The following is a 15,815-nucleotide window of genomic DNA, read 5'->3' on the forward strand; positions in this document are numbered from 1 at the left end:
GCCATGGACTTCCTCACTCAGGCACGCGAACACCTCGGACGACACCCCGTCGTCGACGGACACAACGACCTGCCCTGGGCGCTGCGCCGCCAGGTCCGCTACGACCTCGACGCGCTGGACGTCTCCGGCGACTGCAGCGACCGGCTGCACACCGACGTCCCACGGCTGCGCGCGGGCGGCGTCGGCGCCCAGTTCTGGTCGGTGTACGTACGCAGCGACCTCGCGGGCGACGACGCGGTCAGCGCCACGCTGGAGCAGATCGACGCGGTGGGCCAACTGCTGGCCCGCTGCCCGGCCGATCTGGTGCGGGCGCTGACCGCCGACGACATGGAGCAGGCACGCGCCCAGGGCCGTATCGCCTCCCTGATGGGCGCCGAGGGCGGCCACTCCATCAACAACTCGCTCGGCACGCTGCGGGCGCTGCACACGCTCGGCGTCCGCTATATGACGCTGACCCACAACGACAACAACGACTGGGCGGACTCCGCGACCGACGAGCCGCGCGCCGGCGGGCTGACGGCCTTCGGCCGGGAGGTCGTACGGGAGATGAACCGCTGCGGCATGCTCGTCGACCTCTCCCATGTGGCCGCCACGACGATGCACGACGCGCTCGACACCACCGCCGCACCGGTGATCTTCTCCCACTCCTCAGCCCGGGCGGTCTGCGACCATCCGCGCAATGTCCCGGACGATGTGCTTCAGCGGCTGGCGGACAACTCAGGCGTGGCGATGGCCACGTTCGTGCCGAAGTTCATCCTTCCGGCGGCGGTCGAGTGGACGGAGCGCGCGGACGAGAACATGCGGGCGCACGGTCTGCACCCACTCGACACCACGCCCGAGGCGATGAAGGTCCACCACGCCTTCGAGCAACGCGATCCGCGGCCGATCGCCACCGTCGCCACGGTCGCCGACCACCTCGACCATATGCGCGAGGCCGCGGGCATCGACCACATCGGCATCGGCGGCGACTTCGACGGCACGGCGTTCACCCCGGCCGGCCTGGAGGACGTCGCGGGCTACCCCAACCTGATCGCGGAGCTGCTGCGCCGTGGCTGGTCGAAGGCGGATCTGTCCAAGCTGACCTGGGAGAACGCGGTACGGGTGATGCGCATGGCCGAGGACGTCGCGCGTGACCTGTGTGAACGCCGCCCGCCGTCGAACGCGACGATCAGGGACCTGGACGGCTGACGTCCCCCGCCGGGGCCCCGCCGGGGGCCGCTGCACGACGCCCTGCGCGCGGGCGCCCGCGCGCAGGGCGTCGTGCTCTGGGGTCCCCTGCTGCCCGGGGCGTCGCGTTCATGGGGCTCTCACTCCGGGGTGTCGCGCTCTCGGGGCTCCTGCTCCGGGGTGTCGCGTTCACCGGGCTCCCACTCCGGGGTGTCGCGCTCTCGGGGCTCCTGCTGCCGGGTGTCCCGCTCTCGTCTCGCCGCTCTCGTGCGTTGCGCGCTCTCGTGCGTCCCGTCGGGAAGTCGCCCGAACACAGCACGCTGCCGCGACCCCGGGGCGGGGCCGTGCCACGGTTGCCGTACGGCCAGTGCCGGCCGGTGCTGTCGAGTGTTCGGAGCCCCAGCCATGGCAGATCTGCAGGACGACCCCCAGGTGGACCCCGCGGCAGGAGACGCGGTCGGCGAGCCGCCGGACGGGGCGATATCCGGCGCGCCGTCCGCCGTGTCCACGGACGCCGCCGCACCCGCGGGCGCCGACGAGCGTACGGACCCCACGGCGGACCCCACGGCGTCCTCCGATACCTCCTCACCCCCCGAGGCCGCTCCACCCCCCGCGGCAGCCTCCACCTCGGACGTCGCCCGCATCCTTGAGGACCCGGTGCTCGCCCGGGCACGCGAGCTGCTGTCCCGCCATCCCGTGGCGGACGGCTACAGCGGGCTGGCCAGAGGACTCAACGAGTCGCCCTGGTGCGACCTCGAACACGGCGACAGCCTGCTGGAGACCGACATCCCGCGGCTGCGCCACGGAGGTGTGGGCGCCCAGTTCGTCTCGCTGCTCGTCCCGTCCGATGCGAGCGGCGACGCAGTGCTGCGCGCCACGCTGGAACAGATCGAGCTGGTGCGGTCGCTGGTGGCGAGCTGCCCGGAGGGCCTGAGCCTGGCCTTCGGCGCCGATGACATGGCAGACGCCCGCAACCGCGGCCGGGTGGCGACCCTGCTGGGGCCGGCGGCGGGCGCCGCGCTCGCCGGCTCGCTCTCCGTGCTCCGCGCGTACCGGAGACTCGGCGTCCGCAGCGTCACACTCGCGGGAGCGGACCCGGGCGCGGCCAGGTCGGCGCTGACGCCCTTCGGGCACGAGGCAGTCCTGGAGATGAACCGCCTGGGCATCCTCGTCGATCTCTCCGGCTGCTCGCCCGACACGATGCGCCGTACGCTCACGATCGCCAAGGCCCCGGCCGTCCTGTCCCATCACCCGGGCGACCTTTCCGACGAGGTGCTGCGGCAGCTGCGGGCGAACCGGGGCGTGTACATGGTCCTGTGCACGGCGTCCTCGATCCGCGAGACGGCCGACCGCCTCGACGGCATCTCTGACACGGCGGGCGTGGAAACGGTCGCACTCAGCGGCGCGTTCGACACGGGCAGCCCGCACGCGCCCGGTCTCAAGGACGTCTCCTGCTTCCCACGGCTGATCGCCGAACTCCTGGACCGGAACTGGCCGGAGGCCGATATCGCGGCCATCACCTGGGGAAACACCCTGCGGGTGCTACGAGCGGCGGAGTTCGTCGCCCGCGCGGCCGCCTGACGGGCGCGCCGGGTGCGCCGTTGTGGCGGGGGCCATCCCCCGTGTGGCCCCCGCCGCGAGGAGGCTATGGCCCGGCGTCCGGGCGGAGAAGGTGCGCCTCGCACAGTGACCGGGCGAGGGGGTAATGGCCTGCACAGCGATGTGCCGGGCCCGGAGACGTACCCGGACCCGAGATGGCTCAGTCATGCCCAGCCATGACACCCATGGCCACCCGTGCCCACCCATGACACCCATGGCCACCCGTGCCCACCCATGACCACCGATGGCCCATGCATGGTCCGGCCATGGTCCGGTCATGGCTCTCTGGCGACCCACCAGCGACCTCCAGCGGCTCACCAGCGGTTCAGCGCGGTGAGGGCCAGCCACAGCTCGTACTTGGCGCTGGGGGCCTGAAGCAGTGAACGTCCCAGTGCTCTCTCCGCTCTGACCAGCCGCTTCCGGGCCGCGGCTGGGGAGACCCCAAGGGCTGCGGCCGTCGCGGGAAGACGGGTGTCGGCCTGGAGCCAGGCGCGTACCGAGGCGAACGCGACCGGCAGATCCGGGCGTTCCAGCTCGGCGAGCTGACGGTGCGCCCATGCCTTCGCGGGCGGTGTGGCCAGGACGTCCGCCAGGGTGCGGACGCCGTGCGCCGATCCCGGCGTGCCTGCCGCGCTGACGGCCGCAGCCGTGTGCACGCGCAGCGCCAGCCAGACGGCCGCCTGGCCGGCGGTGCTGCCGAGGTCCGGCGCGAGCAGCGACGCGATGAGCCGGAGGCGAGCGGCGAGCGTGTTGCGATGAACCTTCAGGTGGAGGTGGGCGGCGCTGCCGAAGGAGAGCCAGGAGGAGAGGGTGCCCAGCAGCTCCGCCGCTCCGGGGGCGGCCCGGCGGCGGGGGACGTATGTGAGGCAGGGCTCCAGCACTGTCCGGGCCCACGCCCTGCTGTCCGCGCTCAGGAGCGGGGTGATGCCTACGGGCCGCCCGAAGCGGGAGCAGCCCTCCGGCAGGTCGCGCGCCACCGCCAGGGCGTGGAACGCCTGCTCGTACCCGACGGACACGTCCCGCAGCGGCACCTCTTCGCTGACTCCCACCGGGCAGGGGTCCTGTTGGAGCGGGGTCAGTTCCCGGAACCAGTCGACGGGGTCGCCGCCGGACGCCCCGGCGGAGGCACGGCAGGATGCGCCGGGCGGCAGGGCGATGAGGTGTCTGGGCCGGACCGGACAGGGCACGATCCAGGTCTTTCCCCCGGTCAGCCGGGTGATGTGTTCCGCGATGCCGTCGCGGCGGCCCACGGGACACTCGACGATCAGGACATGGACCGACGCGGGCAGCGGGGGCTGCAGCGCGGCCGCTATCCGCTGAGCCGGGGGCACGTCCCCGATCATGAGGAGGTGGAGTACCGCCTCGCGGCTGTGGGCGTCTGCCGACTCACGGCGCCGGCAGTCCCGTTCGGCCTTCTCCAGCCGCCAGAGCAGTCCGAGGAAGCGGGCCACGTCGGTCAGCGAGCCACCGCTGACACGCCCCGCGCAGCCGGTGACGGCGAGGTAGGGCGCGCCGACCTTCGCGCCCTTCCCGCTGTGCCCGCCCGTGCCGAGCGACACGAGGTGAACAAGGGGACTGAGGCGGTCGCCGGGCAGTACGGAGGCGGCGACGCCGCGCCGGTCGAGCTCGGGCACGGCGTCGCAGGCGGCGCGGAGGGCGGCGCCGGCCGTGGGACCAGGGCCGGTGGCAGTGCCGACGCCGCTGCCGGGGCCGCTGCCGGGGCCGACGCCACTGCCGGGACCGGCACCGGCCCCGGAGGCGGGCAGACACAGCACAGTCCCGTCCGCGTCCAGCACGGCGGCGGTCTCCGCACCCTGCCGGAGGAGCCAGTCCAGCCCGGCCGCAAGCGCCTCCGGCCTGCCTGCCAGGCGGGTGAGCGAGAACAGGTCGGAGAGATCCCCCTCGATCATGTCTGAGGAGCGTACTGTGGCGCGCCGCGGACATGCCAAGGGTTCCCGGCTCGCGGCGCGTCGCTCAGCCGGCGCAGAGGCAGAACGGGTGGCCCGCGGGATCCGCGTACACCCGCCAGGACCGCGCCTTGTCGTCCGCGTCCAGCGGCTTCGCTCCGAGCGCGAGCACCTCCCGCTCCGCGGCGTCCAGGTCCTCGACGGTCAGATCCAGATGGAACTGCTGCGAGGCGTCCGGTGCGGGCCACTTCGGCGGTACGAAACCGGGCGCGGCCTGGAAGCCGAGCGGCGTGCCTTCGGTTCCCCTCAGGGCGACCCAGCCCTGGCCGACCTCTTCGCTCTCACCGCCGAGCAGTGCCGCGTAGAAGCGGCCGAGCGCGACGGGGTCGGGACAGTCGAGTATCACGGCCCCCATGGTTGCGATCCCCATGCTTCCTCCTCATCCCCTTGGGTGGTTACCGATAGGCAGGTTCAACCGGTAACGCGGTTACCGAATGATGCCGCACCGGGGGTAACGTCGCAACCATGAATGACAGAGCGCCCGCCCCCGGCGGCCTGGCGCTGATCGAAGCCCTGGTCAACACGGTGTACGTCGACACGGGCGTGGACCGGCTCGACACAGCGGAGGGCCGGGAGCCCTTCGGAATCACCGAACAGGACGTCCCGGCCGCGCGCGAACTCCGCGAGGCCCTGCGCGCCGCCTGCCTCGCCCACGCGGGCCATCTGCCCCCGGGCCGCTCACCCACGGCCCTCGACCGCCTGCTGGCCGAGGCCCCGCTCCTGGTGACGCTCTCCGAGGACGGCGCAGCCACCCTCCGCCCGGCGGCCCCCCACACCCTGGCCTCACGCGTGGCCGCCGCCATCGCCGCGGCCTCCGCGGACGGCACCTGGCCCCGCCTCAAGGCATGCCGGGCCGACGACTGCCAATGGGCCTACTACGACCGCAGCCCCGCCGCCCGCCGCCGCTGGTGCTCCATGTCGTACTGCGGCGCCCGCGCCAAGATGCGCACCTACCGCGCCAACAGGTCGGCCGCCGGCTGAGCGCTCCGCGGGAAGTGCCGCGACCGACCGACCGCCGGCTGAGCGTTCCGCGGGAAGTGCCGCGACCGACCGGCCGCCGAGCGTGTGCGATACCTCGTGGCCGGTCGCGCCCGCGCGGCGGAGCCGCATATCGATCCAGCCCCGCGCCCCTTGGGGGGCCCTGCCGAACCGCGCCGGAAGACCACGCCGTCACCGCGCCGGACTTCACCGGACCCGCTCAAGGCCCGGCTCCCGCGCGGCACGGGCCGGTTCACCGCCGCCGCCCGCCACGGGCGGCGGGCCGTGTCCCCCGTCGTGGTGTAGCCGATCACGGTCCGTCGCCTCCGCTTCGGAGCCGTCCGGTACGTGCCGCTGCGGGCCGTCGTGCGATCACCGCTGGTCCCTGCTCGGCGAGCCTCAACATGGCCTCCGGCGAGGGCGATTCGGGCCGCGACCCGGGGATTCCGCCAGCTTGATCGGCTACACCACTCGGCGGGACGCCACCCGGCGGCGGGCCCTCGCCGGGTGCGACCCGGCGGCCGCCCGCCGGGTGCCGGATGCCGGCCCCGCCGCGCGCTAGGCGTGCGGCCGCCCCATCGCGCGGTACGTCCACCCCGCCTCGCGCCAGCGCGCCGCGTCCAGCGCGTTGCGCCCGTCCAGCACGACCCGCCGCGTCGCCACCGCGCCCAGCTCCGCCGGGTCCAGCTCCCGGAACTCCGCCCACTCGGTCAGATGCAGCACCACGTCCGCGCCCCGCACGGCCTCCAGCGCGCTGTCCGCGTACCCCAGCGTGGGGAAGAGACGGCGGGCGTTGTCCATGCCCTTGGGGTCGTACACCGTCACCTGACCGCCTTGCAGATGGATCTGCCCGGCCACATTCAGCGCGGGCGAGTCCCGCACGTCGTCGGAGTCGGGCTTGAAGGCCGCGCCCAGCACGGCGACCCGCCTCCCCAGAAACGACCCGTCGCCCAGCGCCTCCCGCGCCATCTCCACCATCTGCCCGCGGCGGCGCATGTTGATCGAGTCGATCTCCCGCAGGAACGTCAGCGCCTGGTCCGCGCCCAACTCGCCGGCCCGCGCCATAAAGGCCCTGATGTCCTTCGGCAGACAGCCGCCGCCGAACCCGATCCCGGCGCGCAGGAACTTCTTCCCGATCCGCTCGTCGTGGCCGATCGCCTCCGCCAGCTTCGCCACATCGCCGCCGGCGGCCTCGCACACCTCCGCCATCGCGTTGATGAAGGAGATCTTCGTCGCGAGGAAGGAGTTCGCGGACGTCTTCACCAGCTCCGCGGTCGGGAAGTCGGTCACGACGAACGGCGATCCCTCGCCCAGCGGCGTCGCGTACACCTCGCGCAGCAGCTTCTCGGCCCGCTCGCTGGCGACGCCGATCACGATCCGGTCCGGGTGCAGGGTGTCCTGCACCGCGAAGCCCTCCCGCAGGAACTCCGGGTTCCAGGCCAGCTCCGCCCCCTCGGGCAGCCACTCCGCGAGCCGCTGCGCCGAGCCGACGGGCACGGTGGACTTGCCGACGACCAGCGAGCCGTCCCGCACCACCGGTGCCAGGGAGGCGAAGGCGGACTCCACGTACGACATGTCGCAGGCGTACTCGCCGTGCTTCTGCGGGGTGTTGACGCACACGAAGTGGACGTCGCCGAACGCGCCGACCTCCTCCCACGAGGTGGTGAACCGCAGCCGCCCCGTCGAGCCGTCCTGCCCCGCCACATGTCGGCGCAGCAGCTCTTCCAGGCCCGGCTCGTACATCGGCACGCGGCCGGCCGCCAGCATCTCGATCTTCTCGGGCGCCACATCGAGCCCGAGCACCTCGAAACCCAGTTCCGCCATGGCCGCGGCGTGGGTGGCGCCGAGATAGCCGGTGCCGATCACGGTGATCTTGAGGGCCATGGGTGCTCCAGTGCTGATGACGGCGTCGCTGCGGGCCTGAGCATAGTCGGGCCCGCTCGGGGGCACGTTTCCCGCTGTCACCAAACTCACGTAGGCCCGTGAGCGCCCCGCCCTCTAGGATTTGAGTTACTTAACGGTAGTTAGCAACTGCTGGGGCGAGTGAGCGACCTTGGCGTCTAAGGGAGATTCCGACAGTGTCTGACTTCGATCTGTACCGCCCGTCCGAAGAGCACGACATGCTCCGCGAGACGGTCCGCTCGCTCGCCGAAGCGAAGATCACGCCGTTTGCGGCGGCTGTTGACGAGGAAGCCCGTTTCCCGCAGGAGGCGCTGGACGCGCTCACCGCATCCGATCTGCACGCCGTGCACGTCCCCGAGGAGTACGGCGGCGCGGGCGCCGACGCCCTCGCCACCGTGATCGTGATCGAGGAGGTGGCCCGCGCCTGCGCCTCCTCCTCCCTGATCCCCGCGGTCAACAAGCTCGGCTCGCTCCCGGTGATCCTCTCCGGCTCCGAGGACCTGAAGAAGAAGTACCTGGGCCCGCTCGCCAAGGGCGACGCGATGTTCTCGTACTGCCTCTCCGAGCCGGACGCGGGCTCCGACGCCGCCGGCATGAAGACCAAGGCGGTCCGCGACGGCGACCACTACATCCTCAACGGCGTCAAGCGCTGGATCACCAACGCCGGCGTCTCCGAGTTCTACACGGTCATGGCCGTCACCGACCCGGAGAAGCGCTCCAAGGGCATCTCGGCCTTCGTCGTCGAGAAGGGCGACGAGGGCGTCTCCTTCGGGGCCCCGGAGAAGAAACTCGGCATCAAGGGCTCCCCGACCCGGGAGGTCTACCTCGACAACGTCCGCATCCCCGCCGACCGCATGATCGGCGCGGAGGGCACCGGCTTCGCCACCGCCATGAAGACCCTGGACCACACCCGCATCACCATCGCGGCCCAGGCCCTCGGCATCGCCCAGGGCGCCCTCGACTACGCCAAGGGCTACGTCCAGGAGCGCAAGCAGTTCGGCAAGCCGATCGCCGACTTCCAGGGCATCCAGTTCATGCTCGCCGACATGGCCATGAAGATCGAGGCCGCCCGTCAGCTCACCTACGCGGCGGCCGCCAAGTCGGAGCGGGGAGACGGCGACCTGACCTTCCAGGGCGCCGCGGCCAAGTGCTTCGCCTCCGACGTCGCCATGGAGGTCACCACGGACGCCGTCCAGCTCCTCGGCGGCTACGGCTACACCCGTGACTACCCGGTCGAGCGCATGATGCGCGACGCCAAGATCACCCAGATTTATGAAGGCACGAACCAAGTGCAGCGGATCGTCATGGCCCGCAACCTGCCGTAAGGACCGTCGGTCCCCGGCGCGAGACGCCGGGGACCGCGCGAGCGGGGGGATCTACTGGGTCGGAGCGGCCCTGCCCGGCGGCTGGCCGGATCGGAGCGGGCAGCCCAGCCCTGGCGCTGCACGATTGGGGGAGCAGCACACCAGGGCCAGGGACAAGAACGAGGGCCGCTCCAGGTAGAACCCGTGCGATACGTCGCCGCCCCAGCCGAGTCGCTCGGCAGCGGAATCAACCAGTATCCCCAGCCGTGCACTGTCACGGTCGGAGCCGGAAGCGAACCGGGACGCGTACAAGGCAAGCCGTTCTCCGAGCCACACCGCCGCCTCCTTCGGTTCTTCCCAGGTGCCGCGCACCAGCGTGCGCGGTTTGACCAGCCAGCACGCCGTTTCCAGCGGCGGCAGGTCCACGGCGGGGAACTCCGCCTTCACGTCCTTGTACCGCTGGACCAGATCGGGGCTGCTGTCGGCCGGGGGCGGACCGGAGTGCGGGGGCCGCCGCAGGGCCTCGACGTCGAACCGCTGCTTGGGGCCGGCCCACAGGTACCCGTGGTGGTGCAATGGTCGTACCTCTTCCGGGTGTTCAGGGACGCTGGAGCCCGACCGGCCCCCGCCGCATCAGAAGGGGCACGGACCGGCCGGAGACAGAGCCCCGTCAGGCGGACAGACCGAACCGGGCCGGGTCGATGCCGGCCGCGTCCAGCTCGGCCGTGGTGAACCGCAGGGGCTCCATGCCGGGCCGCTTGCTGTCACCCACCGCCCACGCATTCGCGCCGATCTTCGCGAGCGTCGAAGTAGCGGAGCGTCGTGGCTTCCGCTTCGAGGCCGGCCAACTCCGCCTGCCGCTTCTCCAACCCCCTGCGCCACGATGCCCGCTTGCCCTGCCACTCCGTGTTGGCGAGTCGCGCGAGGGCGGCTACCTCCGCCGCAACTTCCGATCGAGCGTCGAGAGCACCAAGAATCAGCTCAACATCTACAAGGCTGGGCGTGACTCGCCCGGTTTCAATGTTGCTGAGCTTCGTCTGCGACATCCCGCGTTGCCGGTAAGGCGGGTCAGTTCCTTACGCACCATCGTGCCCCTCCTTCTGTACAGGGCCGTTGCCCTGCCGTCACGAGGACAGTAGGAGGGTACGGACCACCCCGGTCCATGGCGCATCGCCGATATTCGCGTGGTCGGGTAGATGATCACGTGAGGCGCGCCGGTCGGGATCCCGCTCCAGGGGTGCGACAGGCCGGGGAGCCCTTCCGGACTCCCCGGCCTCGCGCCTCGTCACACCGCCTGGCTCACCCCAGTGCCACCGGGCGGGACCAGTTCGTGCCCTCGGCGGTGTCGCCGCTGATCACCAGGCGGCGGGTGCCGTGCCAGTTGGAGCCGCCCGGGTAGAGGTAGACCTTGCCGTCGGAGAACAGCGTCCAGAAGTCGGGGCGGGAGTCCCCGTCGACGTCCGGCGTGCCCGCGATCAGCGGAATCGACGTCGGCCCCCAGCCGGGTCGCGGAAGGCGGTCTAGTCCGGCCGCCAGGAGGCGCAGGCGCGGATGAGCTGCGTCCGCGTCAGGTTCCGTACCTGGTCGCGGAGTTCCTCGGGTGCGGAGATGCTGTGGCAGCGCAGCATCTGTGCAGATGCAGTCGAATCGCAGGTTCAGGCGGTCTGCGAGCTGGTTGAACCTCGCTCGGCTGGCGGTGTGGTTGTATCCGCGGGGAAACTCCAAGTGGTCGGGGTCGTCGAGTTCCCGGAGCAGAGCCCAACTTGGCTGGTCATCAAGGGGCACGTGCGTCGACTCCTTACTGCTGCGGTCGGGCTGGCCGTCGGCCGACTTCGGTGGGGCAGTCGGCTCAGTCTTCGGGGGCGAGCCGCTGTGAGCCGGCGGCGACGCTGATGGGGGTAACCAGTGTGCGGTGGCGAGGACGCCCCGGTTCAAGGGCCTCCCGTGGTATTTCTGGTCCGGCGTTGTCAGACGGGTGGGACAGGATGGTGGCATGACCGATGGAACAATCTGGCTTGCCGCCCCTCAATCCATCGCCTTCGGGGGATATCACGTCGTGCTGGCGCGCGGGCTTCCTCCGGAAGTGCTCGCCGACCGCCTCGCGGCAACTGTGAGCGGTGAACTGTGCATCGCCGTCGCGGTGGGGGAGCACACCGGAGACACCCTGGTGGATCTCATGGACGACACCTTTGGCGATTCCTTCGAAGGCATAGGCCTGCGGATCGGCCGCACCGGGGACTGGGCATACGCGGTCGCATACGGCGGCTGGTGGGGCGAGTTCGGCTCTGTGACGCCGATCTCGCGCGACGGTGTGCACGTCTGCCTCCTGGAGTACGAGGAGGAAAACGGCAAACCGGTCCCGCCGCAGTTCGAGTATGCCTACGACGGTCGCCTGCTGAGTGCGTGCAACCTGTACTTGGACGCCTCGTGGGGCTACGAAGGGGTCGAAGGCGATCCCGCGACAGCAGCCCGCCTGCAGGATTGTCTGACAGCCGCCGGCCTCCCGGACCACGAACGGGACGAGAGGGAGGTCCACCGCACCGCGCTGGGGGTTGTCGAGCGGTTCTTCGGTCTCTCCCTGCCGAAGGAGCCAATCGTGGAGGGCATGCTCCCGGCGGTGGTGCTGGAACCGGCGTAGTTCGCAGCCGGGCGTCTGGGAGTAGTACCGGTCCCGTCGCACGGCACCGCCCATGAAATCCGGAGAGCGTCCTGTTCCCCCGCGAGTTGGAGCGTTACGCGGAGTGGGCCGGCTTCGAGGCCGTGGATATGAATGACGGCATAGAGGCAGGGCTCACCGGCCCAACCGCGTTCACAGTGGGCCGATGCACCGGGCGGTGACCTGCGAGGGGTAGGTCGTTGGGGGCGGACCACGGGGAAATTCGCTGTCCGGCGGGGTAGTGCGAGCCAGAGTGGCCGCATGACGGCTGACGCAGTGCACCTGACCGCCGCGATCACTCACGAGGGAGAGTGGTACGTGGCGCGCTGCCTCCAGATCGAGGTGACCTCCCAGGGCGAGACCATCGAGGAAGCCCTGGAGAACCTGCGCGAGGCGCTGGAGCTCTACGTCGAGGACGCCCCCGCTCCCGAGGTCATCGACGTGATCACCGCCCCGGCGAGGTACGCGTCGCATGAGCCCCGCCGTCGCCACGGGCCTCTAACTAAGGCGCGGCCTTCAGGGAGGCCGCGCCGGAGAGGGCCCGCAGCCGGGAGGCGGTCGACGGGGGCGTGAAGCCGGCGCGCGTCAGTTCGAGGTGACCGTGACCTTCTCGTCGTTCTGGATCTGCTTGACGAGCTGCTGGACCTTCGCCTTGTCCCAGACCAGGTTGGAGCCGCGGCTGCCGGAGATCGGGATGTTCATGGAGGTGCCGTCGCCGCCGTTGACGCCCTTCATGGCGAAGAACATCTGGGACAGGTCCCACAGGGACATGTCCTCGTCGACGATGAGGGTGTCCAGGCCCGCGCCCATCGTGGGGTAGAGGCGGAACGGGTTGAGGACGGTGCCGGGGGTGGCCGTCTGGTTGGCGAGGGCCGCGAGGAACTTCTGCTGGTTCTTCGTGCGGTCCAGGTCGCTGCCCGCGAAGGCGTAGCGGGTGCGGACGAAGGCGAGGGCCTGTTCGCCGTCGAGGGTCTGCTTCCCCGCCTGGAAGTCCGCGCCGGACTTCTCGTCCTTGAAGGCCTTGGGGATGTCCATCTCGACGCCGCCGAGGGCGTCCACGATGTTGGCGAAGCCCGCGAATCCGATCTCCGCGTAGTGGTCGATGCGCAGGCCCGTGTTGTGCTCGACCGTGCGGACCAGCAGCTCGGGGCCGTCCTCCGCGTACGCCGCGTTCAGCTTGGTGCGGCGGCCCTGGTTCGGGAAGAGCTTGCCCGACTCGGAGCCCTTGAAGGACGGTATCTCCACATCCGAGTCGCGGGGGAGGGAGATCAGGGTGTCGCCGCTGCCGCAGGCCGCGAGGATCATCATGGAGTCCGTGCGCTTGCCCTCCGCCGAGCCGGTGTGGAGCTTCTTCTTGTCCTCGGCGGTCATGCCCTCGCGGCTGTCGGAGCCCACGACCAGGTACGTCGTGCAGCCGTCGTCCTTCGGGCGCTCGATGACCTTGGAGAGGTCGACTTCCCGGCGCATCTTGGAGTCCGCCCAGAAGTAGGTGCCTATGGACGTGGCCAGCACCGCCGTGACCAGCACGATGGAACCGATCTTGATGCGGCGACGCCAGTCCGGGGGAGGACTCGTCCGCGGGGCGCGCCCGGGAGGGCCGCCGGGACCGCCGGGGCCCCCGTGGCCGCCCGTGCCGCCGGGGCGGCCACCGCCAGGGGTGCCGTACACCTGGCCCGTGTTGTAGCCGTCGGCGTAGCCCTGCTGCGGCGGGACGCCCCCGTACTGCGGCTGCTGCGCGGGCGGCGGGGGCACACTCGGCCGCGGCGGCTGCTGGGGCCGCCGGGGCTGGCCCCCGCGCTGGACATGGGGCATCACCCGCGCGCCCTCCGGCCGTGTCGCGCCGCTGCCGCGCCCGTACCCGTTGCCGCCGTTGCCGGCGTCGCCGCGGTCGTCCGTCCATCCATCGGGCCACTGATTCATGCGGACCAGTGTGCAGTCAGGGTCACGAGCCCTGACAGAGAGGGTGGGAAACAGGAGCACTGCTGTTGCAAGGCTGATGCAATGCGGACAGACGTACGGGCCGACATATCGTGGAGGGCATGACAGATCAGGCTCTGCGCTCGGAGAGCGAGATTCCGGGCAAGCCCACCTCCGCGTCCCGCACCACCCTCAGCCACATCATGACCGGCTCCGACACCAACCTCCTCGGCACCGTGCACGGCGGCGTGATCATGAAACTGGTGGACGACGCGGCGGGCGCGGTCGCCGGGCGGCACTCCGGCGGGCCCGCGGTCACCGCCTCCATGGACGAGATGGTCTTCCTTGAGCCGGTCCGCGTCGGAGATCTCGTTCATGTGAAAGCCCAGGTGAACTGGACCGGACGCTCCTCCATGGAGGTCGGCGTACGGGTCCTGGCCGAGCGCTGGAACGAGTCGACCCCCGCCCAGCAGGTCGGCAGCGCCTACCTCGTCTTCGCGGCGGTCGACGGGGACGGCAAGCCCCGCCCCGTACCGCAGGTGATCCCCGAGACCGACCGCGACCGCCGCCGGTACCAGGAGGCCCAGATCCGCCGCACCCACCGGCTCGCCCGCCGCCGCGCCATCAAGGAGCTCCGCGAGAAGCGCGCCGCCGAGGGGATGGAGGACTGACCCGAGCGCGGGGCGCTTAGGGGCAGACCACCTGGTCTCCCGTGACCGCCCCCAGCTCGCTGCGCTGCGGGTCCTCCGCCCGCACCGGCGTCACCCGTTTGAAATCCGCCCCCAGCGTCACCCGCAGTGTCGCGCCCTGGCCCTTGACCGCGCGCAGCTCGGCGCCCGGCAGGGCGGCCGCCAGGGTCTTCGCCGAGCGGTCCCAGCGGGGGTCGTATGCGATGGAGGTGCGCTTCACCTCGCGGCTCGCGCCGTTCAGCGGGGCGCGCGTGGTGGCGAAGCCGACGGCGCGCAGCTCCGCGTCCGCCTTACGGCCCAGCCCGTCCGTGTGCGTGCCGTTGTAGACCTGCACCCTGATCTGCCGCGGCGGCACGTCGACCAGGGCGGGCCTGGGGCCCTCCGGCGCCTTCGGGGGGCCGCCGGACGGCGGGGACGCCAGCGGCTTGTCGTCGCGCAGCGCCCGGAAGATGCGCTTCGCCTTGGCCGGGTCCCACTTCACCGTCGAGCCGATGCCCTTCACCGGGAAGCTGTGATCTCCGACCGGCACGGTCGTGAACTCCGACGACGCGGGGGTGAAGCCCCGCATGGCCTTGCCCAGCGCCAGCATCTGCTCGGTGCCGAAGCCCTTGTCGGCCCGCACCGACCTGAGCACCGTCGAGGCGACGTCCCGGAACCTCACCGGGTTCAGCAGCACCCCGCTGTCGGCCGCCTGGGCCGCCAGCGCCGCCAGGAAACGCTGCTGGCGCTCCATGCGGCCCAGGTCGGCGGCCCCGTCGACATGGCGGGAGCGCACGTACTGAAGCGCCTGGCCGCCGTCCATCCGGTGGGTGCCGGCGGCCAGTTCCAGGCCCGTGTGGGAGTCCTTCAGCGGGCGGGCCGTGCAGATCTCGACTCCGCCCAGCACGTCCACCGTCTTCATGAAGCTGGTGAAGTCGACCTCCAGATAGTGGTCGATCTTCACCTTGGTCATGTGTTCGACCGTCCGCACGGTCAGCTGCGGCCCGCCCTCCGCATACACGGCGTTGAGCTTCACCGGGTGGGGCCGGTGGCGTTCGCCGCTGGTGAGGTCCGTGTGCTCGGGGATCTCCGCGTAGCTGTCGCGCGGCAGGCTCACCACGCTGGCGCGCCCGCGGTCTTCGGAGATGTGCACCAGCATGATCGTGTCGGTGCAGTTGCAGGGTGCTCCGCCGAGACGGTACTTGACCTTCTCGTCCCGGCCGATCTTGTCGCGGTCGTCGGTGCCGACGAGCAGGATGTTCAGGCCGTGGCCCGCTTCGGGGCGGTTCTTCATGTCCTTGAAGGGGTCGATCCGGTCGAGGCCCGCGTCCAGGCCCGTCACGATGGCGTGGCCGATGCCGCCCGCGCCCAGGACCAGCACGGACAGCGCGGTCGCCGCCCGCAGTCCCCACCGGGGCCGTCTGGCCGGCCGCCGGGGGCCGGGCCGGGGCTGGGGTCGGGGCCGCGGCCGTGCTCCCGGTTTGCCCGCCCCGGCCGGCGGGCGGCCGCGCCCGCCCCCTTGCCCTCGACTCCGCGGGGAGGGCGACGGGGAGGCTGCCGAGCGGGCCTGACGGCGGGGGCGGGGCGGTGTGGGCACGGGGCACCTCCGCGGGCGACAGGAAAACCAGGACGACGGATGGCCGGACGGCCAGCAGCC

The 15,815-nt window shown here is 71.5% G+C and carries 14 protein-coding genes and 2 pseudogenes; 7 read left to right on the forward strand and 9 right to left on the reverse strand.

Annotation, left to right across the window (positions count from 1 at the left end):
* Positions 1 to 3 precede the first annotated feature (3 nt).
* On the forward strand, positions 4 to 1,188 hold the full coding sequence (locus QCN29_RS13910; RefSeq protein ID WP_279928190.1) for a dipeptidase: 1,185 nt from the start codon (positions 4 to 6) through the stop codon (positions 1,186 to 1,188).
* Between the two features lie 384 nt (positions 1,189 to 1,572).
* Positions 1,573 to 2,748, forward strand: coding sequence for a membrane dipeptidase (locus QCN29_RS13915; RefSeq protein ID WP_279928192.1), 1,176 nt, complete (start codon positions 1,573 to 1,575; stop codon positions 2,746 to 2,748).
* A 332-nt stretch (positions 2,749 to 3,080) separates the two neighbouring features.
* On the opposite strand, the gene QCN29_RS13920 is transcribed toward QCN29_RS13915, so the two are convergent.
* Together QCN29_RS13920 and QCN29_RS13925 are read right to left on the reverse strand one after the other, a co-directional pair.
* On the reverse strand, positions 3,081 to 4,676 hold the full coding sequence (locus tag QCN29_RS13920) for a helix-turn-helix domain-containing protein (protein ID WP_279928194.1): 1,596 nt from the start codon (positions 4,674 to 4,676) through the stop codon (positions 3,081 to 3,083).
* A 64-nt stretch (positions 4,677 to 4,740) separates the two neighbouring features.
* A complete protein-coding gene (locus QCN29_RS13925) occupies positions 4,741 to 5,103 on the reverse strand; it encodes a VOC family protein (RefSeq protein WP_279928195.1) in 363 nt (120 codons plus the stop codon).
* A 95-nt stretch (positions 5,104 to 5,198) separates the two neighbouring features.
* Between QCN29_RS13925 and QCN29_RS13930 the strand changes: the two genes are divergently transcribed.
* Positions 5,199 to 5,714 carry a CGNR zinc finger domain-containing protein gene (locus QCN29_RS13930; protein ID WP_240139033.1) on the forward strand — a complete coding sequence of 172 codons (516 nt, stop codon included), beginning with the start codon at positions 5,199 to 5,201 and terminating at the stop codon, positions 5,712 to 5,714.
* Positions 5,715 to 6,269: 555 nt separating this feature from the next.
* On the opposite strand, the gene QCN29_RS13935 is transcribed toward QCN29_RS13930, so the two are convergent.
* Entirely contained in the window at positions 6,270 to 7,595 is a 1,326-nt protein-coding gene (locus QCN29_RS13935; RefSeq protein ID WP_279928197.1) for a UDP-glucose dehydrogenase family protein, read from the reverse strand.
* 194 nt (positions 7,596 to 7,789) lie between these two features.
* Between QCN29_RS13935 and QCN29_RS13940 the strand changes: the two genes are divergently transcribed.
* Positions 7,790 to 8,938: an acyl-CoA dehydrogenase gene (locus QCN29_RS13940; protein WP_398859194.1), complete on the forward strand. Its 1,149-nt coding sequence runs from the start codon at positions 7,790 to 7,792 to the stop codon at positions 8,936 to 8,938.
* 51 nt (positions 8,939 to 8,989) lie between these two features.
* Here QCN29_RS13940 and QCN29_RS13945 read toward each other — a convergent pair whose 3' ends face one another.
* The 4 genes and pseudogenes from QCN29_RS13945 to QCN29_RS37095 all read right to left on the reverse strand — a co-directional run bounded on the left by QCN29_RS13945 (position 8,990) and on the right by QCN29_RS37095 (position 10,702).
* Positions 8,990 to 9,493, reverse strand: coding sequence for a hypothetical protein (locus tag QCN29_RS13945; protein WP_279928199.1), 504 nt, complete (start codon positions 9,491 to 9,493; stop codon positions 8,990 to 8,992).
* 94 nt (positions 9,494 to 9,587) lie between these two features.
* Positions 9,588 to 9,725: pseudogene (locus tag QCN29_RS13950) on the reverse strand (DUF397 domain-containing protein); the annotation flags it as partial.
* A pseudogene (locus tag QCN29_RS37090) lies at positions 9,724 to 9,963 on the reverse strand (XRE family transcriptional regulator); the annotation flags it as partial. The pseudogenes QCN29_RS13950 and QCN29_RS37090, both read right to left, overlap by 2 nt.
* A gap of 253 nt (positions 9,964 to 10,216) precedes the next feature.
* Positions 10,217 to 10,702 carry a hypothetical protein gene (locus QCN29_RS37095; protein ID WP_398859195.1) on the reverse strand — a complete coding sequence of 162 codons (486 nt, stop codon included), beginning with the start codon at positions 10,700 to 10,702 and terminating at the stop codon, positions 10,217 to 10,219.
* Positions 10,703 to 10,910: 208 nt separating this feature from the next.
* Here QCN29_RS37095 and QCN29_RS13965 point away from each other — a divergent pair, with 208 nt between their 5' ends.
* Together QCN29_RS13965 and QCN29_RS13970 are read left to right on the forward strand one after the other, a co-directional pair.
* Positions 10,911 to 11,555 carry a DUF6461 domain-containing protein gene (locus tag QCN29_RS13965; protein ID WP_279928201.1) on the forward strand — a complete coding sequence of 215 codons (645 nt, stop codon included), beginning with the start codon at positions 10,911 to 10,913 and terminating at the stop codon, positions 11,553 to 11,555.
* A gap of 279 nt (positions 11,556 to 11,834) precedes the next feature.
* Positions 11,835 to 12,146 carry a type II toxin-antitoxin system HicB family antitoxin gene (locus QCN29_RS13970; RefSeq protein WP_279928202.1) on the forward strand — a complete coding sequence of 104 codons (312 nt, stop codon included), beginning with the start codon at positions 11,835 to 11,837 and terminating at the stop codon, positions 12,144 to 12,146.
* A 12-nt stretch (positions 12,147 to 12,158) separates the two neighbouring features.
* Here QCN29_RS13970 and QCN29_RS13975 read toward each other — a convergent pair whose 3' ends face one another.
* Positions 12,159 to 13,493: an LCP family protein gene (locus tag QCN29_RS13975; protein ID WP_279928203.1), complete on the reverse strand. Its 1,335-nt coding sequence runs from the start codon at positions 13,491 to 13,493 to the stop codon at positions 12,159 to 12,161.
* Positions 13,494 to 13,612: 119 nt separating this feature from the next.
* Here QCN29_RS13975 and QCN29_RS13980 point away from each other — a divergent pair, with 119 nt between their 5' ends.
* On the forward strand, positions 13,613 to 14,161 hold the full coding sequence (locus QCN29_RS13980; protein WP_279928204.1) for an acyl-CoA thioesterase: 549 nt from the start codon (positions 13,613 to 13,615) through the stop codon (positions 14,159 to 14,161).
* 16 nt (positions 14,162 to 14,177) lie between these two features.
* Here the strand turns inward: QCN29_RS13980 and QCN29_RS13985 are convergent, their stop codons facing one another.
* On the reverse strand, positions 14,178 to 15,755 hold the full coding sequence (locus QCN29_RS13985) for an LCP family protein (RefSeq protein ID WP_279928205.1): 1,578 nt from the start codon (positions 15,753 to 15,755) through the stop codon (positions 14,178 to 14,180).
* Between the last annotated feature and the right edge of the window lie 60 nt (positions 15,756 to 15,815).

This window comes from Streptomyces chengmaiensis (assembly GCF_029846775.1).
Classification (GTDB): Bacteria; Actinomycetota; Actinomycetes; order Streptomycetales; family Streptomycetaceae; genus Streptomyces; species Streptomyces chengmaiensis.

What these genes read in the sequence shown, in the direction of transcription:
- QCN29_RS13910 (WP_279928190.1), top strand. Translation starts at nt 4, where the DNA reads ATGGACTTCCTCACTCAGGCACGCGAACACCTCGGACGACACCCCGTC.
- QCN29_RS13915 (WP_279928192.1), top strand. Translation starts at nt 1,573, where the DNA reads ATGGCAGATCTGCAGGACGACCCCCAGGTGGACCCCGCGGCAGGAGAC.
- QCN29_RS13920 (WP_279928194.1), bottom strand. Translation starts at nt 4,676, where the DNA reads ATGATCGAGGGGGATCTCTCCGACCTGTTCTCGCTCACCCGCCTGGCA.
- QCN29_RS13925 (WP_279928195.1), bottom strand. Translation starts at nt 5,103, where the DNA reads ATGGGGATCGCAACCATGGGGGCCGTGATACTCGACTGTCCCGACCCC.
- QCN29_RS13930 (WP_240139033.1), top strand. Translation starts at nt 5,199, where the DNA reads ATGAATGACAGAGCGCCCGCCCCCGGCGGCCTGGCGCTGATCGAAGCC.
- QCN29_RS13935 (WP_279928197.1), bottom strand. Translation starts at nt 7,595, where the DNA reads ATGGCCCTCAAGATCACCGTGATCGGCACCGGCTATCTCGGCGCCACC.
- QCN29_RS13965 (WP_279928201.1), top strand. Translation starts at nt 10,911, where the DNA reads ATGACCGATGGAACAATCTGGCTTGCCGCCCCTCAATCCATCGCCTTC.
- QCN29_RS13970 (WP_279928202.1), top strand. Translation starts at nt 11,835, where the DNA reads ATGACGGCTGACGCAGTGCACCTGACCGCCGCGATCACTCACGAGGGA.
- QCN29_RS13975 (WP_279928203.1), bottom strand. Translation starts at nt 13,493, where the DNA reads ATGAATCAGTGGCCCGATGGATGGACGGACGACCGCGGCGACGCCGGC.
- QCN29_RS13980 (WP_279928204.1), top strand. Translation starts at nt 13,613, where the DNA reads ATGACAGATCAGGCTCTGCGCTCGGAGAGCGAGATTCCGGGCAAGCCC.